This is a genomic window from Bacillus andreraoultii (genome assembly GCF_001244735.1).
GTDB lineage: Bacteria > Bacillota > Bacilli > Bacillales > Caldibacillaceae > Caldifermentibacillus > Caldifermentibacillus andreraoultii.
The window spans coordinates 237,368-253,060 of the sequence record NZ_LN868937.1; the positions used below are offsets into that span (position 1 = coordinate 237,368).

General features: G+C 36.6%; 15 protein-coding genes. 10 read left to right on the forward strand and 5 right to left on the reverse strand.

Annotation, left to right across the window (positions count from 1 at the left end):
• Positions 1–552 carry a YwgA family protein gene (locus tag BN2144_RS06580; protein ID WP_042337697.1) on the forward strand — a complete coding sequence of 184 codons (552 nt, stop codon included), beginning with the start codon at positions 1–3 and terminating at the stop codon, positions 550–552.
• 299 nt (positions 553–851) lie between these two features.
• On the opposite strand, the gene BN2144_RS06585 is transcribed toward BN2144_RS06580, so the two are convergent.
• The 3 genes from BN2144_RS06585 to BN2144_RS06595 form a co-directional block, all read right to left on the reverse strand.
• On the reverse strand, positions 852–1,133 hold the full coding sequence (locus BN2144_RS06585) for a hypothetical protein (protein WP_033827475.1): 282 nt from the start codon (positions 1,131–1,133) through the stop codon (positions 852–854).
• Positions 1,133–1,432: a DUF2089 family protein gene (locus tag BN2144_RS06590; protein ID WP_033827476.1), complete on the reverse strand. Its 300-nt coding sequence runs from the start codon at positions 1,430–1,432 to the stop codon at positions 1,133–1,135. The genes BN2144_RS06585 and BN2144_RS06590 overlap by 1 nt, the downstream gene beginning before the upstream one ends.
• A 449-nt stretch (positions 1,433–1,881) precedes the next feature.
• Entirely contained in the window at positions 1,882–2,067 is a 186-nt protein-coding gene (locus BN2144_RS06595) for a 2-hydroxymuconate tautomerase (protein ID WP_033827477.1), read from the reverse strand.
• 153 nt (positions 2,068–2,220) lie between these two features.
• On the opposite strand from BN2144_RS06595, the gene BN2144_RS06600 reads away from it, so the two are divergent.
• Together BN2144_RS06600 and BN2144_RS06605 are read left to right on the forward strand one after the other, a co-directional pair.
• Positions 2,221–2,916: a site-2 protease family protein gene (locus tag BN2144_RS06600; RefSeq protein WP_042337699.1), complete on the forward strand. Its 696-nt coding sequence runs from the start codon at positions 2,221–2,223 to the stop codon at positions 2,914–2,916.
• Positions 2,917–2,969: 53 nt separating this feature from the next.
• Positions 2,970–3,488 carry a YwhD family protein gene (locus tag BN2144_RS06605; RefSeq protein ID WP_033827478.1) on the forward strand — a complete coding sequence of 173 codons (519 nt, stop codon included), beginning with the start codon at positions 2,970–2,972 and terminating at the stop codon, positions 3,486–3,488.
• A gap of 76 nt (positions 3,489–3,564) precedes the next feature.
• Here BN2144_RS06605 and BN2144_RS06610 read toward each other — a convergent pair whose 3' ends face one another.
• On the reverse strand, positions 3,565–5,631 hold the full coding sequence (locus BN2144_RS06610) for a transglycosylase domain-containing protein (protein WP_033827479.1): 2,067 nt from the start codon (positions 5,629–5,631) through the stop codon (positions 3,565–3,567).
• Positions 5,632–5,898: 267 nt separating this feature from the next.
• Here BN2144_RS06610 and BN2144_RS06615 point away from each other — a divergent pair, with 267 nt between their 5' ends.
• Entirely contained in the window at positions 5,899–6,354 is a 456-nt protein-coding gene (locus BN2144_RS06615; RefSeq protein ID WP_033827480.1) for a YwiB family protein, read from the forward strand.
• 97 nt (positions 6,355–6,451) lie between these two features.
• Here BN2144_RS06615 and cls read toward each other — a convergent pair whose 3' ends face one another.
• Complete coding sequence (gene cls, locus BN2144_RS06620; RefSeq protein WP_050632228.1) at positions 6,452–7,651, reverse strand: cardiolipin synthase; 1,200 nt, start codon at positions 7,649–7,651, stop codon at positions 6,452–6,454.
• 321 nt (positions 7,652–7,972) lie between these two features.
• On the opposite strand from cls, the gene BN2144_RS06625 reads away from it, so the two are divergent.
• The 6 genes from BN2144_RS06625 to BN2144_RS06650 all read left to right on the forward strand — a co-directional run bounded on the left by BN2144_RS06625 (position 7,973) and on the right by BN2144_RS06650 (position 15,673).
• Entirely contained in the window at positions 7,973–10,075 is a 2,103-nt protein-coding gene (locus BN2144_RS06625) for a (Fe-S)-binding protein (protein ID WP_187367038.1), read from the forward strand.
• Between the two features lie 261 nt (positions 10,076–10,336).
• On the forward strand, positions 10,337–11,146 hold the full coding sequence (locus BN2144_RS06630) for an MBL fold metallo-hydrolase (protein ID WP_033827482.1): 810 nt from the start codon (positions 10,337–10,339) through the stop codon (positions 11,144–11,146).
• Between the two features lie 49 nt (positions 11,147–11,195).
• Positions 11,196–12,383 (forward strand): acetyl-CoA C-acetyltransferase, encoded by a 1,188-nt coding sequence (locus BN2144_RS06635; RefSeq protein WP_033827483.1) that lies wholly within the window; start codon positions 11,196–11,198, stop codon positions 12,381–12,383.
• 70 nt (positions 12,384–12,453) lie between these two features.
• Positions 12,454–13,305, forward strand: a complete 852-nt coding sequence (locus BN2144_RS06640) for a 3-hydroxybutyryl-CoA dehydrogenase (protein ID WP_033827484.1) — start codon at positions 12,454–12,456, stop codon at positions 13,303–13,305.
• A 21-nt stretch (positions 13,306–13,326) separates the two neighbouring features.
• Positions 13,327–14,457, forward strand: a complete 1,131-nt coding sequence (locus tag BN2144_RS06645) for an acyl-CoA dehydrogenase (RefSeq protein WP_033827485.1) — start codon at positions 13,327–13,329, stop codon at positions 14,455–14,457.
• An 82-nt stretch (positions 14,458–14,539) separates the two neighbouring features.
• A complete protein-coding gene (locus BN2144_RS06650; RefSeq protein WP_033827486.1) occupies positions 14,540–15,673 on the forward strand; it encodes an acyl-CoA dehydrogenase in 1,134 nt (377 codons plus the stop codon).
• Positions 15,674–15,693: the final 20 nt, after the last annotated feature.

A 15,693-nucleotide genomic window follows, 5' to 3' on the forward strand; every position in this document is an offset into this window, starting at 1 on the left:
ATGCTTTTTGAACATGCCAAAATTCTTTATGCAATCCGATCAGCAAAAGAGGTTATCGGGCGGAAAAAGTTACAAAAAATGATCTATATTGCAAAAAGACTATCCTTCCCTTACCGCGAAAAATTCAACTTTCATTTTTATGGACCGTATTCAGAGGAATTAACATTGCAAGTAGAGGAACTTGTGAATATGGGGTTTCTCGATGAAGTGAAAGAGAAAAAGGGCGGGTATTTTCAGTATCGTTACCAATTAACGGAAAATGGAGAGGAGTTTCTTGACCTAGTTACACAAAAACTACCGCCGTCATTAGATTTCTGCTTAATTGATATGAATGAAAAAAGCTCTCGGTTTTTAGAACTTGTTTCTACCGTGTTATATTTTGACAACTTACCGAAAGAAGACATTTACGAAAAAATTGACCAAGTTAAAAGTAAGCAACGATATACGCGCGAAGAAATTGATGAAGCATTCGAATATATTGCTGTATTAAAATTAATGTCAACATCAACATCCTTAGAGGGAGAAACAGGGGATACCTCTATTACTGAATAAGTCCGTCCTAGCATAAGAAGTTTTTAAAAAAGGAGGGTCTTCGATAAGTAAGATGTTCCCTTTAGAATCACAAAAATTAAATTAGCAACACAAATAGGGTATAGAATCGCAATGGTTTTATACCCTTTCTTTTTTTGATATATCAGCATTTATCAGTTGTTTGAAAGTCAATTCGCATAGCAAATCGCAACCTAATTTTACGTTGGAGAATAAACATTCCCATTATGGTAAATACGGTGCTAAAATGTGTGCGAATTACTATGTCAAAAGGATATTTGGTATTGACAAGAAATTGTTTTTTATAAATCCTGTGCTTGAATTTTTTCTAATTCTTTTTGTCTTTTCTTGTTTAACTCCTCTCTTTCTTGACCCCAAATTCCAAATAACACAAGTAATCCCAAAATAGAATAAAAAACTACAGAACCCCATTCATGAAAACCTTTTGCAACCAACAACGTAATCATTAAGACGATATATGCAATGGGAAGAATTGCTCCCCAAAAAGCCTTCTGTCTTCGAGATAAGAAATATTGAAGTCCAATAATGCCAAAAACGATTAACCATTCATACACCTTTTCCACTAAACGTCACTTCTTTCGTTTTTATATTTATCAATAATTAATTTTGCTGTATCTAAGCTGATCCGTTCGTCAATGACTAAATTCTTTATCATTTTGACGAACTCCACGTCATCCTTTTTACTGTTTAACTCGATTTTTTTAATCAATGAATCCAACTTGGCACGAACCGTTGGATAAGACACATTGTAAATATCAGCCATATTCTTCAATGAGCCAGAGTTCATTACAAATTTTCGTATAAATTCAACAGATTCTTTATCTAATGCCAAAATCCAATTCGGCACTTCATCCCGATTCATTCTTTTTCCTCCTTCACCATTGTTAGTACCATTATATATTAACTGATAAATAATATTCAAGTTTTTATTAATTTTATTTAGTAAAAAATAAATAAAATTAATTAATTAATTATACTATTACTTTTTATTTTAAATCAAAGAAGTCCATGAAATTAGCATAACGAGTTCTCTTTTGAGGTATGAAAATGTAAAATAACGCTCAAAAAGCAGGATTTACTTTTTATGTGTTTAATACCAGTTCCACCCAATTTCCATGTGTATATCCGTAAGTTCTAATGATAAAAAAGCATGGAATCTCCATGCTTTTTCTTGTGCTAATTCAAATATTTTTTTGTGTTTTGTGATTCAAAAGAGAACGTCTTATTCGATAAGACTCCCCTTTTTAAATACTGTATGATAGACTCGTTTACATCGTCGCCTTACGAGTATGGATTCTCTTTTTTGATGATTTAATTATCACTCATCCGTTTTCCTGCAACGGCATAATGTTGCTTCTGCATTTCTTCAATAAAAACGACAACTTTCTCTTTACTTGCCCCAGTCGTTTCAACAACTGCTTCAGTAACTTTTTCTACTAATGCTTTCTTTTGTTCGTCGGAACGTCCTTCTAACATTTTCACAGTTACATATGGCATATGAATCTCCTCCAATGGTAAGTATCAATTTATAAACTCATATTATCACAGTTTTAAAAGAAAAAGAAAATACATTTAAAGTTAATAAAAAGTGAGTTCTATGGTAATAGATGATAAAATAAGTGATAAAAGATAAGAAAAAGGAGCGAATCTATGGATGTTTTTAATTTTCTAGCCTTTCCGCTTGAAGTCATGCCCTACATTATTATTACTTTAATTATTGCTTTTACAGTTCATGAATACGCCCATGCAGCTGTTGCCTATAAGTTTGGGGATTCAACCGCAAAAAATGAAGGTCGGTTAACGCTAAATCCAATGGTACATCTTGATCCGATTGGCACCATTGTCTTGTTAATTGCTGGTTTTGGTTGGGCAAGACCTGTCCCAGTTAATCGTTTCCATTTTAAAAATCCACGTTTAGCTGGCGTGCTTGTTTCTTTAGCGGGTCCGTTAAGTAATCTTATATTGGCAGTATTAGGTGGATTGTTATTAATGGTAACGATGAATCTTGGTTGGGAAGGCACTCTTGGTAAATCTATTTATGAACTTTTTTATTGGTTTACATATTTAAATGTTTTGCTATTTGTCTTTAATTTATTGCCGCTTCCCCCATTAGACGGTTATCGGATGATTCAAGATGTTGTATCACCAAGTACTCGGGCGAAAATGTCACAATACGAAGTGTATGGGATGATTATCTTTCTCATCCTTATCGTGGTTGATCCATTATATAATATTACTTTAGGTCCAGTACTTCAGACGGTTATCCCATTTTTCTTTTACGGCATCCTTGATTTCTTACAATTGTTTTTTTTGGCTGGATTCTCAAAAATAACAACAATGTTATGAAAACAGCCTTCTGTTAAAATCTTTTAATTCGATATCATGTGGGAGGTTTTATTATGGAAGAAAAAAAAGAAAAAAAGACAGTCCAATTTAATATTATAAAAAATGACCCGACTGATGGACATAAGGGATTTGGTACAGGTGTATTAAATTTAGAAAATGTCACACCCGTTTTTATCGACATTAACGAAAAAACAGCATTTGTTGATGTTGGTGCCATGCATGCGAAAAGTAAAGTAGAAAAGGGACTTAAGTTCGTGCCAAATAAAGAAGAAGTTCCAAATGGGAAACCGTACTGGCTCGTGTGGGTAACAATTGAACGGAATGAAGACGGTCCATTTTATTATGGAGTAACTGCTTGTGAATTAATTGCAGATCGGGCAGCTCGTCGGGGTTATAAATCATTGCCGGAACACGTTAATCGCATGGATAAATCGATGAAAGGACATTTCATTGTTGACCATATGGATGAATCTTCAAAAAAGGTCTTGGCTGAGTTTTTAAAGGAACAAGAAGGTGGAATATGGGAAAGATCAAGTGAACAATTAAAGCGTGATCTTGGATGTATTGAATAATTGTCGTATGTGACGGCTATAAGAACGATTAAAAAATCAGTGAGCATCATTTGCCCACTGATTTTTTCACTTTACTTTAATTAATCCACTTAAACCACTTTTTGTACCACGGTTTATCTTGTTTTGCTTCGTCCTTTTTACGATGTTCTTTTATAGGCTTGTCTGGTTTTGTACAATATTCTGTTGGCTCCGTTCCTTTAATAAAATATGTGTACCTGCTAACCGGACAATCCTTTGTTGCAAGTAAGCCTGTTTCTGGATGAATAGGAACTCCAACGACACCTTTTGTCGGTTTAAACGTTTGGGCAGGTTCACCCTTTAAGGATTCCTCCATAATTTGTACCCAAAGATTTTTCGAATATTGTTTTTCATCTGTACGAGTAATTGGTTTTCCCTTATCATAGCCTGTCCAAACAGCCGTCACTAAACTCGGTGTAAAGCCAATCATCCAATTGTCTGTATTTGTCGACCCAGATTTCCCTGCATAAATGCGGGATATTTTCGGTATGATATTTTGCCCTGTCACTTTTGTATACCCATTTAAACGTTCATCAAATATACCTGTTAACATATGTGTCATTACAAATGTTGCATCAGGGTCAAGTGACTGCTCGGGTTTTCTTTTATTTTCATAAATAATATTACCTTCATGATCAACTACTTTTGTAATAAAAATCGGTTCTACTGCTCTTCCACCATTTGCAAATAGACTATAGGCATTTGCCATTTCAATTAGTCGTACATTGGATGTTCCTAATGCTAATGATGGAACATCCGCCATTTCAGAGTGAATTCCAAATTTTTTTGCAGTCTCAATCAGAGTATCCATTCCAAGAAAGAGATGGGTTTTCACAGCATATACATTGTCTGATAAGGCGAGAGCTTGTACTAATGTAATATCATCATTTGCGTATTTATGATTAAAGTTACTTGGTGAGTATGTTTCATGGCCATCATCAAAAGTAAATGTCGTATGCTCACTTCGAAAAGTAGAGACAGGTGTAAATCCTTTCTCTATAGCCGCATAATAGAGAATCGGTTTCAATGTTGAACCAGGCTGTCTCATTGCCTGAACTGCTCGGTTATAACTAGATTCTTTATAATCACGACCGCCAATAAGTGCTCTTACATAACCGGTTTTTGGATCCATAACTACAGCAGCCGTTTGAATCATTGAATTTTCCGGAATGACTTTCTCTACTTGTTTTTCAGCAATTTTTTGTAGTTTCGGGCTCAATGTGGTATAAATTCGTAATCCACCGAGTTCGACTGTTCTTTCATCAAGACCAATTTTTGTTTTTAATTGTTGAAGAACAACATCTTGAAAATAGGGAGCAATACGCTCTTGGTTTGTATCCTTCTTGTAAGCAAGTTGAATTTTATCTTTCTTCGCTGTAACAAATTGTTCGTGGGTAATGAACCATTGCTTTTGCATTTCATTTAAAATGACTTCTTGACGATTTTTCGCCTTTTCATAAGATACAAAAGGTGAAAAATGATTTGGCCCCTTTGGTATTCCTGCCAAAAGGGCGGCTTCACTTAAACTTAAATCTTTTGCACTTTTATTAAAATAATATTTACTGGCCGCCTCAATTCCATATGTCCCGTGTCCATAATAAATTGTATTTAAATATCCTTCTAAAATTTCTTTTTTAGAATAGTTTGCCTCTAAACGAATGGTATAAAAAGCTTCCTTTATTTTCCTTGTCCAAGTTTTCTCGTGACTTAAAAATAAATTACGGGCATATTGTTGGGAAATCGTGCTCGCCCCTTGAACTTTGGCCATCGCTTTTACATCAGCGACTAAAGCGCCAGCCATTCGTTTTGGATCAAAGCCAATATGGGAATAGAAACGTTGGTCTTCAATAGCGAGTGTTGCATCGATTAAATAAGGTGAAATATCATCAAGCCGCACCCAATACCGCTTCTGTCCATTATGTGTTTCACCGATTACAGATCCATCATCTGCTAAATATAAAGTAGATTGAGGAATATCAAACGGGGGAGGTCCTGCAAGACGCGCAACCGTATATGTTGTGAAAATAGATACAAACCCAATGATGATTATACACGAGATGATGATGATTAAAAGATGAACATATTTAAGTGTTTTTCTAAAGTATGGGTTAACTTTAAGTTCCATAAGACGCCCCCCTTTACGAAGTATTTAAAAACGTATATTAGAGTCGAGATCGCAGCAAATCCTCTTATTTAGTATGGAAAATCAATAAAGATTTTAAACCCATCTGGCAGGAAAAAATATCCTAATCCAACAAGGGACGATGGCTAACAAATGAATATTCATATCCTTCATTGATATAATCGAAAGAGATAGATAAAATAAACGTTGTCTACTTCAGTTAGAGGACGAAGCTAGGACGCATTTGATTAAAGGTTAGGAAGTGATCGATTGAAAACAGCTGGAACACCAGTAAAAATAAACTTACAAACGAAAATTGACCGTGATGGACAAAAAGAAGACTTTGAACTGATTGTTTTTGGACAATTTTATATAAAAAATCAAAGCTCATATCTTATTTTTGATGAAATATGGGAGAAAGGGAAGGTCCATACGATTGTAAAGCATATTGTACAGCAAGACGGAACAAACTCTGAGGTTCAAGTTTTACGTCGGGGGGCAATGAATATGCGTCTCTTTTTTAAAGAAAATGAGCTTATGAGTGGAACATATAAAACGGATGTCGGAACATTTACAGTAGAAACAAGTACGGTGGAAATGGATTACCATTGGAATGAGGAAAAGAAATCTGGTGAAATGAAGGTGAATTATCACTTTTTTATTGAACAAATAGAAGTAGGTACATATGAATTGAAATTTACGTTTGAGGCAGTAAGTGAAAATTAAATCTTAATAAGTGGTAAGATTAGCGGGAAAACAATCGTTCATTTGTCGAACAAATATCGATGTTATCCCGCTTTTCTATCCAGTTGAAAATCTATTTTTATAAAAGTGGTGAAATAACAAAGGCAATCCATTCTTTAACCACGGCAGAAACTTTTTTAGGATAGAGTTTTTTTAGAGTAACAGGAGAAGATTTAGCAATATCTCTATTTGCAATATCAAGCATCTGCTTTGTTATGTTTTTATCGTAAAAAATACTATTCATTTCATAATTGTAATAAAAGCTTCGTTTATCAAAATTGGCCGTTCCAATTGAGCAAAGGTCTTGATCAATAATAAAAACTTTTGCGTGATAAAATCCTTCTTGATAGTGGTAGACGGTACAGCCGAGTTGTAAAAGTTTACGTAAATAGCGGAAGGATCCCTCTTTTATTAAAGGATGATCACTGATTCCAGGAACGATAATGGTAACGTCTACTCCTCTTTTGATACATTGCTTTAGCTGGAGAAATGCCTTTTTTCCTGGAATGAAATATGGAGACCCGATAATAACTTGCTCCTTAGCAGAGTCTAATAGATGACAAATATCTTCTTCTAAACCTGTCCCTTCGTATGTGAAAAATTGGTGCTTTATATCTCCTTTCTCTAAATGTGGATAATAGTCTGCGTGTTCAATAAAATGATTGCCGGCTTTCCTCCAATCTGTTAAAAATTGTTTTTGTAAGTCTTGAACGCCTTCCCCTGTAAACCGAACATGGCAATCTCGCCAAGGGTTAAGAACTTCATCACGATTCACATACTCTTTGCCAATATTAAATCCGCCGAGAAAACCGATTTTTCCATCAATAACCATAATCTTTCTATGGTTCCGACTTTGTAACTTATAAAGAAGGAATGGAAAGCTTGGTACATGACAAAATGAAATCTCAATTCCTCTTTTTCGTAGCTCTTTTATTCGGCGACGGGGGAAAAATAAACTACCGACCCAGTCAATTAATAATCGGACTTGAACCCCTTCTGCCCTTTTCTTTTCTAATAACTCAAGCATAAGACTGCCAAAAGGATCGTCACGAAATATGTAAAACAAAATATGAATATGGTGGTTCGCCCCTTTTATGTCTCGAACGGTTTGCTGAAATAAATTCGTTCCATTTGTAAAAATCTCCATGTTACTATAACGGATTGGAAAGTGGAAAGAGTCAATCTCTTTTAGATGTTGTCTACGCCCAAAATAAAAGTCGAGAAAGAGAAGACAAATAAAAATGACAAAAATGAATAAAATCCATAAAAATAACTTCAAAAGGTCTCCTCCTGTTCTTGTTTCGCATAAACATTCGTCAACTAAAGTGATATTTTCTCCAAATAATAGTAGTGTATACCGTATTATACATATTCTACATGAGAAAATCATATATTGGACATGTAGTTAGAAAAGTGAAGGGATTCTTTATATTTTTCATTAATAAGAAATTTTTTAAAAAAATGAACAAAATTATTGACTGAATGCTCATTCATTATATAATAGAGGTAAGAATATAGGGAATGTATCAACAAAATTGTTTCTAGCCATAAGAGTTTATGGCAAGGGGAACGAAAAGGGGGAAACATAGTGAGTCAGACATTGCTTATCATCAATTGGATTGCAACAATTGCTGTAATCGCTTACGGTGTTTACTTATTTTCCTATTTAATTAAAACAAGGGTTAGTTATATTAAATTAGGAAAAAAAGAAGAGTTTGACCGAAAATTCAATGAGCGATTCCAGAAAATTTGGGTAAACGTATTTGGCCAAAAGAAATTATTGAAGGATAAAAAGAGTGGAATTATCCACGTTATGTTTTTCTATGGATTCATATTAGTTCAATTTGGGGCAATTGATTTTATCATTAAAGGATTAGTCCCAGGAGCACACTTACCGTTTGGACCTGTTTATCCTGGCTTTACCTTCTTCCAGGAAATGGTTACGTTAACTATTTTAGTTGCGGTTGTATGGGCATTTTATCGACGCTATATTGAGAAACTCGTCCGTTTAAAACGAGGGTTTAAAAATGGACTAGTACTCATCTTTATAGGAAGTTTAATGTTAACTGTGTTAATTGGTAATGGAATGGGCATCATTTGGCACGGGCATGAACCAACGTGGTCAGAACCAGTTGCATCTTTAATTGCGACAGGATTTTCTTGGGTGGGTGAAACAGCAAGCATTGTCATCTTCTATATTGCTTGGTGGATCCATCTAATTGTTTTACTAACATTTTTAGTATATGTACCACAATCAAAGCACGCTCACTTAATTGCAGGACCAGCAAACGTCTTCCTAAATCGTCTAGATAAACCAGGGAAGCTTCGCCCAATTGACTTTGAAGACGAAACACAAGAGTCCTTTGGTGTTGGGAAAATAACAGATTTTACTCAATTGCAATTAGTTGATTTATATGCATGTGTGGAGTGTGGCCGTTGTACAAATATGTGTCCGGCAACAGGAACAGGTAAAATGCTTTCACCGATGGATTTAATTGTAAAAATGCGTGACCATCTGACAAACTACGGAGCAGCTGTTACGTCAAAAACACCATGGGTACCAGGAGTTTTATTCTCCAATACAACAGGAAATCAATTAGCACTACAAGCAAGAGGTCTAGGTGCGCAAGAATCTGCTGCAACAGCACTATACGAAAAAAGCTTAATTGGTGATGTTATTACCGAAGAAGAAATTTGGGCGTGTACAACATGTCGAAACTGTGAAGATCAATGTCCGGTAATGAATGAGCATGTCGATAAAATTATCGATTTACGCCGTTATTTAGTTTTAACTGAAGGGAAAATGAAACCAGATGCCCAACGTGCTATTCAAAATATTGAGAAGCAAGGCAACCCATGGGGATTAAACAAAAAAGACCGTGAAAACTGGCGTGACCTTCGTGATGATGTATACATCCCAACAGTAAAAGAACTAAAGAAAAAAGGGGAAGAGTTCGAGTACTTATTCTGGGTTGGATCGATGGGTGCGTATGATAACCGAAGCCAAAAAATTGCTTTATCCTTTGCAAAATTAATGAATGAAGCTGGCATTTCTTTTGCAATATTAGGGAATAAAGAACGAAATTCTGGGGATACAGCAAGACGCCTTGGTAACGAGTTTTTATTCCAAGAACTCGCAACAAAAAATATTGAAGAATTTGAGAAAAATGATGTGAAAAAGATTGTAACAATTGATCCGCACGCATACAATACTTTTAAAAATGAGTATCCAGACTTTGGCTTAAAAGCAGAAGTTTACCACCATACAGAGATTTTGTATGACTTAGTAAAACAAGGAAAATTAAAACCGGTTTATGAAGTGAATGAAACGATTACGTTCCACGATTCTTGTTACTTAGGGCGATACAATGAAGTATATGATCCACCACGTGAAATCTTAAAAGCAATAAAAGGAGTCAAATTAGTTGAAATGGAAAGAAACCGCGACACGGGCATGTGCTGTGGTGCGGGTGGTGGCCTCATGTGGACAGAAGAAGACACGGGACATCGGATAAATGTGGCGAGAACAGAGCAAGCATTACAAGTGAATCCAGATATAATTAGTTCTGGTTGTCCGTATTGCTTAACAATGTTGTCAGATGGTACAAAGGCAAAAGAAGTGGAAGAAACGGTGAAAACATATGACGTTGCTGAAATTTTAGAAAAAGCAGTATGTGGCGTAAAAACGGAGCTTGTTCATTAAGCTCAAATTTTCCTAAGATGGTTATAAAAGTATAATAACTTTATATAGTAATAGTAGATGTAGATGGATAGAGGGGGAAACAGTCCCCTCTTTATTTTAAAAAGAATATCGAGCGAGCGTTCAGTCGACAATCAATGATGGTAGCACTTTCATCGGCTGAAATGCGCTACTTTAATAAGTGGGGTGAAAGGCAAAAATAAATTACTTCCAAAAATGGCACCTATGCAAGCGGTAACAAAGCAAGTTGGAAGGAGACAATAAATGATAGTAATCAATGAATACAATGGCGTTACTTGTGTTGAAGGGAAGGTCGTTCGCACTGGTCGAAAAATAGGTACCGTATATGTCTTTTTAGTTGACGGAATGCTAATTGATACAGGTCCACAATGTTTGCTCGAAGACTTCATTCCTTTTTATGAACAACATTCCTTTGATCTCGTTTCACTTACGCATAGTCATGAAGATCATAGTGGATGTGGATCGTGGATTAAGAAAAATAAAAATGTACCTATTTACGTTCATGAAAAAGGGATTCAATTTTGTAGACAGGGTGCAACATATCCATTGTATCGCCAAATGACTTGGGGGAGTAAAGAACCTTTTCAACCAATTGCAATCGGTGAAAAAATTCAATCTAGAACATTAGAATGGGAAGTGATTTATACACCAGGTCACGCGGATGACCATGTTGCCTTTTTCAATAGTGAAACAGGAAAAATATTTACCGGTGATTTGTTTGTATCGCCGTGGACAAAAGTGATTATGGCAAGTGAGTCGATCCAAGTAATAATGAACTCCATTCGCCATTTATTAACATATGATTTTGAATGCATGTTTTGTAGCCATGCGGGGTATGTCAAGGATGGGCGAAAAAGATTAGAACAGAAACTTGACTATTTAGAAGACATCTCAAGTAAGACGCTGCAACTATATAAAAATGGTTTTACAATTGAAGAAATTAACAATCAACTGTTTCCAAAAAAATACCCAATTATTGAATTTTCAAAGGGAGAATGGGATTCATTACACATCATTACATCTATCATTAATGAAGCAGAAATAAAACGATAATTGTCTATTCAATAAAGGGAGAAGAATTCATGAATTAGGGGGATATAAAATGGTTCATACAGTAATAATTGACGGTGCTCGTACACCATTTGGAAAATTAAATGGCGCTTTAAGTAGTTTAACAGCTTCAGAATTAGGTGGAATTGCAATTAAAGGTGCGCTAGAGCGATCAGGTGTAAAACCTGAAGAAGTTGACCACGTAGTATTAGGAACAGTGTTACAAGGGGGACAAGGACAATTACCTTCAAGACAGGCTGCACGTCAGGCTAATATCCCTTGGGAAACGAGTACGGAGACAATTAATAAAGTTTGTGCATCAGGTATGCGCAGTGTTGCTTTGGCAGATTTATTCATTCGGGCTGGTGAGAAGGAAACCATTGTTGCAGGTGGTATGGAGTCGATGTCGAATGCCCCATATATTTTACCAAAAGCAAGGGCCGGCTACCGAATGGGTCATGACCAAGTTATTGATTTAATGATTTATGACGGGCTCACTTGTAGTTTCACTGGAGTACATATGGGAACGTATGGGAATAGTACGGCCGAAGAATTACAGCTCTCACGTGAAAATCAAGATCAATGGGCTTTAGTGAGTCATGAACGTGCTTGTAAAGCTATTGAATCAGGGATCCTTCAAGAAGAAATTATCTCAGTTGAAATTCCACAACGGAAGGGGCAACCACTTATTGTTCATACGGATGAAGCTCCTAGAAAAGACACTTCATTAGAAAAACTCGCAAGCTTAAAACCAGCATTTGATAAGAACGGAACGGTAACAGCAGGAAACGCGCCTGGGGTGAATGATGGCGCATGTGCCCTCGTGTTAATGAGTGAGGAAAAGGCGGAGAAGGAAGGAAAAAAGCCACTTGCAAAAATCTTGGCTAATGCCTCGATAGCAGTTGAAGCGAAAGATTTCCCAAAAACACCTGGCCTTGTCATTAATCAGTTGTTACAAAAGGTTGGGAAGACAGTAGCGGGCATCGACTTATTTGAAATTAATGAAGCTTTTTCAGCAGTAACTTTAGCGTCTGCCCAAATTGCAGGATTAAACATGGAAAAAGTGAATGTTAATGGAGGAGCGGTTGCTCTTGGACATCCAATTGGTGCCAGTGGGGCTAGAATCATCTTAACATTAGCTTATGAATTAAAAAGAAGAGGTGGTGGCTTAGGTATAGCAGCGATTTGCTCTGGTGGCGGCCAGGGAGATGCCATATTAATTGAAGTACCAAAGCAATAATGATAGATTACTAGATTTTCATTCGTATTGAAGAGAATCGAACAAAGTTTATGACTAAGGGGGAGAACGAATGGAAGTAAAAAAAGTGATGGTTGTGGGAGCAGGTCAAATGGGTTCAGGAATAGCTCAAGTTTTTGCTGAAGCGGGGTATTCAGTTATTTTACACGATATAAACGAAGAAGCAGTTAACAAAGGAATGGCTAATATTTATCACCATTTAACAAAACAAGTGGCGAAAGGAAAACGGCAAGAAGAGGAAAAAACAACAATCATTGATCGTATTGAACGTTCGACAACGCTTGAAAATGCAGCTACATGTGACTTAATTATTGAGGCAGCCATCGAAAATCTGGATGTGAAGAAAGCAATTTTTAAGGAACTTGATCGGCTGGCACCACCTGAAGCCATCCTTGCGACAAACACATCTTCACTACCAATCACAGAAATTGCCTCTGTTACGAATCGGCCAGAGAAAGTAATTGGTATGCATTTTATGAATCCAGTACCTATTATGCGCTTAGTAGAGGTCATTCGTGGGTTGGCAACAAATGAGGAAACATACGAAACAATTTTTACAATAACAGAAAAACTGAATAAAGTACCTGTTGAGGTGAATGACTTTCCTGGTTTTGTGTCAAATCGAATATTAATTCCAATGATAAATGAAGCGATATTTGCCTTATATGAAGGGGTTGCAACGAAAGAAGCCATTGACGAAATTATGAAACTAGGGATGAACCATCCAATGGGACCACTAACTTTAGCTGACATGATTGGACTTGACACATGCTTGTTTATTATGGAAACACTACATGAGGGGTTAGGTGATGCTAAGTACCGCCCATGTCCACTGTTACGAAAATATGTGAGCGCTGGTTGGTTAGGCAGAAAAACAGGCCGTGGCTTCTATGTATACAAATAAATAATGAAAGGAGCACCATCTGTGGAATTTACTTTTACAGAAGAACATATCATGCTCCAAAAGGTTGTGAAGGAATTTGCCGAAAAAGAAATCTCTCCATTTGTACCTAAAATGGAAGAAGGTCAATTTCCACGGCAAATTATTAAGAAATTAGGTTCGTTAGGTTTCATGGGAATTCCAGTTCCATCTGTTTATGGTGGTGCTGGTATGGACTTTACATCTTATATTTTAACGATTCACGAAATCTCAAAAGTAAGTGCAACCGTGGGGGGTATTTTATCTGTGCACACATCAGTAGGGACAAATCCAATTCTCTATTTCGGGACAGAAGAGCAAAGGCAAAAGTATGTTCCGAAATTAGCAAGTGGAGAATATCTTGGGGCTTTCTGTCTAACCGAACCAGGGGCAGGCTCGGATGCTCGGAGTCTAGCAACAAAGGCTGTTAAAGATGGCAATGATTATATTATAAATGGCAGTAAAGTATTCATTACAAATGGTGGAGAAGCAGACATTTATATTGTCTTTGCTAAAACAGATCCCGATCGTGGGCTGGACGGAATTACAGCGTTTATTGTTGAAAAAGACACACCGGGTTTAATAATTGGAAAAAATGAAAGGAAGCTGGGTTTACATGGTTCAAAGACGGTTCAAATCATGTTTGATCAACTCCGCATATCAGACAAGAACCGCCTCGGACAAGTTGGAGAAGGGTATAAAATTGCTATGGCTAACCTTGATACGGGTCGAATTGGAATTGCAGCTCAAGCTTTAGGCATTGCAGAAGGTGCTTTTATTCGGGCAGTAAATTATGCGAAGGAACGTGAGCAGTTTGGAAAACCAATCATTCATCATCAAGGCATTCGTTTTAAACTAGCAGATATGGCAACGAGTATTGAAGCGGCAAAACTATTAGTCTATCGCGCTGCTTATCTAAAAGAGAGACAGGGAAAATGTTCAAAAGAGGCATCGATGGCGAAAATGTTTGCTTCTAATACTGCAATGAAAGTCACAACCGATGTGATTCAAATTTTTGGTGGCTACGGTTATACAGAAGAAGGGGAAGTGGAACGATTCTTTCGTGATGCAAAAGTAACTCAAATTTATGAAGGTACAAATGAGATACAGAAGATGGTCATCGCAAAGCACCTTTAATAAAGACTGTTTTACGAAGTTTATAGTAGTCGATTATTGATAATAACAATATTCTATTTTATCCATTCAAGGGGGATTTGAAATGAAATTTACATTATCCGAAGAACATGAAATGATTAGAAAAATGGTACGCGATTTTGCAGAGAATGAAGTAGCCCCAACTGCTGCTGAACGAGATGAAGAAGAACGATTTGACCGAGAATTATTCGATAAGATGGCAGAACTTGGGTTAACAGGAATTCCGTGGCCAGAGGAATATGGTGGGATTGGAAGCGATTATTTAGCATATGCCATTGCCGTTGAAGAACTATCCCGTGTTTGTGCATCTACTGCCGTAACCTTATCAGCTCATACATCGCTAGCTAGTTGGCCCATTTTTAAATTTGGTACAGAAGAGCAAAAACAAAAGTACTTAAAACCGTTAGCTCAAGGTGAAAAAATCGGTGCGTACTGTTTAACAGAGTCAGGATCAGGTTCAGATGCAGGCGGAATGACAACAGTTGCTAGAAAAGAAGGAGATCATTACGTCTTAAATGGTTCGAAAATTTTCATCACAAATGGTGGAGTTGCCGATATTTACGTTGTCTTTGCATTAACAGATCCGGAATCAAGACAAAAAGGAACAACTGCATTTATTGTAGAGAGTCATTTTGCTGGCTTTAAAGTTGGGAAAAAAGAAAAGAAAATGGGCATTCGTTCATCCCCAACAACAGAAGTTATTTTTGAAGATTGTATCGTTCCTTTAGAAAACGTATTAGGCGAAGAAGGGCAAGGATTTAAAATTGCCATGATGACGTTAGATGGTGGTCGAAATGGGATTGCGGCTCAAGCTGTTGGTATTGCGCAAGGTGCTTTAGATGCGGCTTCCAATTATGCAAAAGAGCGCGTTCAATTTGGAAAGCCAATTATTGCGAACCAAGGTGTATCTTTTAAACTAGCAGATATGGCAACAAATATTGAGGCAGCTCGACTATTAACATATCAAGCAGCATGGTTAGAATCTGAAGGGTTACCATATGGAAAAGCATCAGCAATGGCAAAATTATTTGCGGGAGATACGGCAATGAATGTGACAACAGAGGCGGTTCAAGTTTTTGGTGGATATGGATATACAAAAGAATATCCAGTGGAACGATTTATGCGTGATGCGAAAATTACGCAAATTTATGAAGGTACCCAAGAGATTCAAAGGCTCGTTATTTCACGAATGATTTAATAGGATTCTTTCGGGAAAGC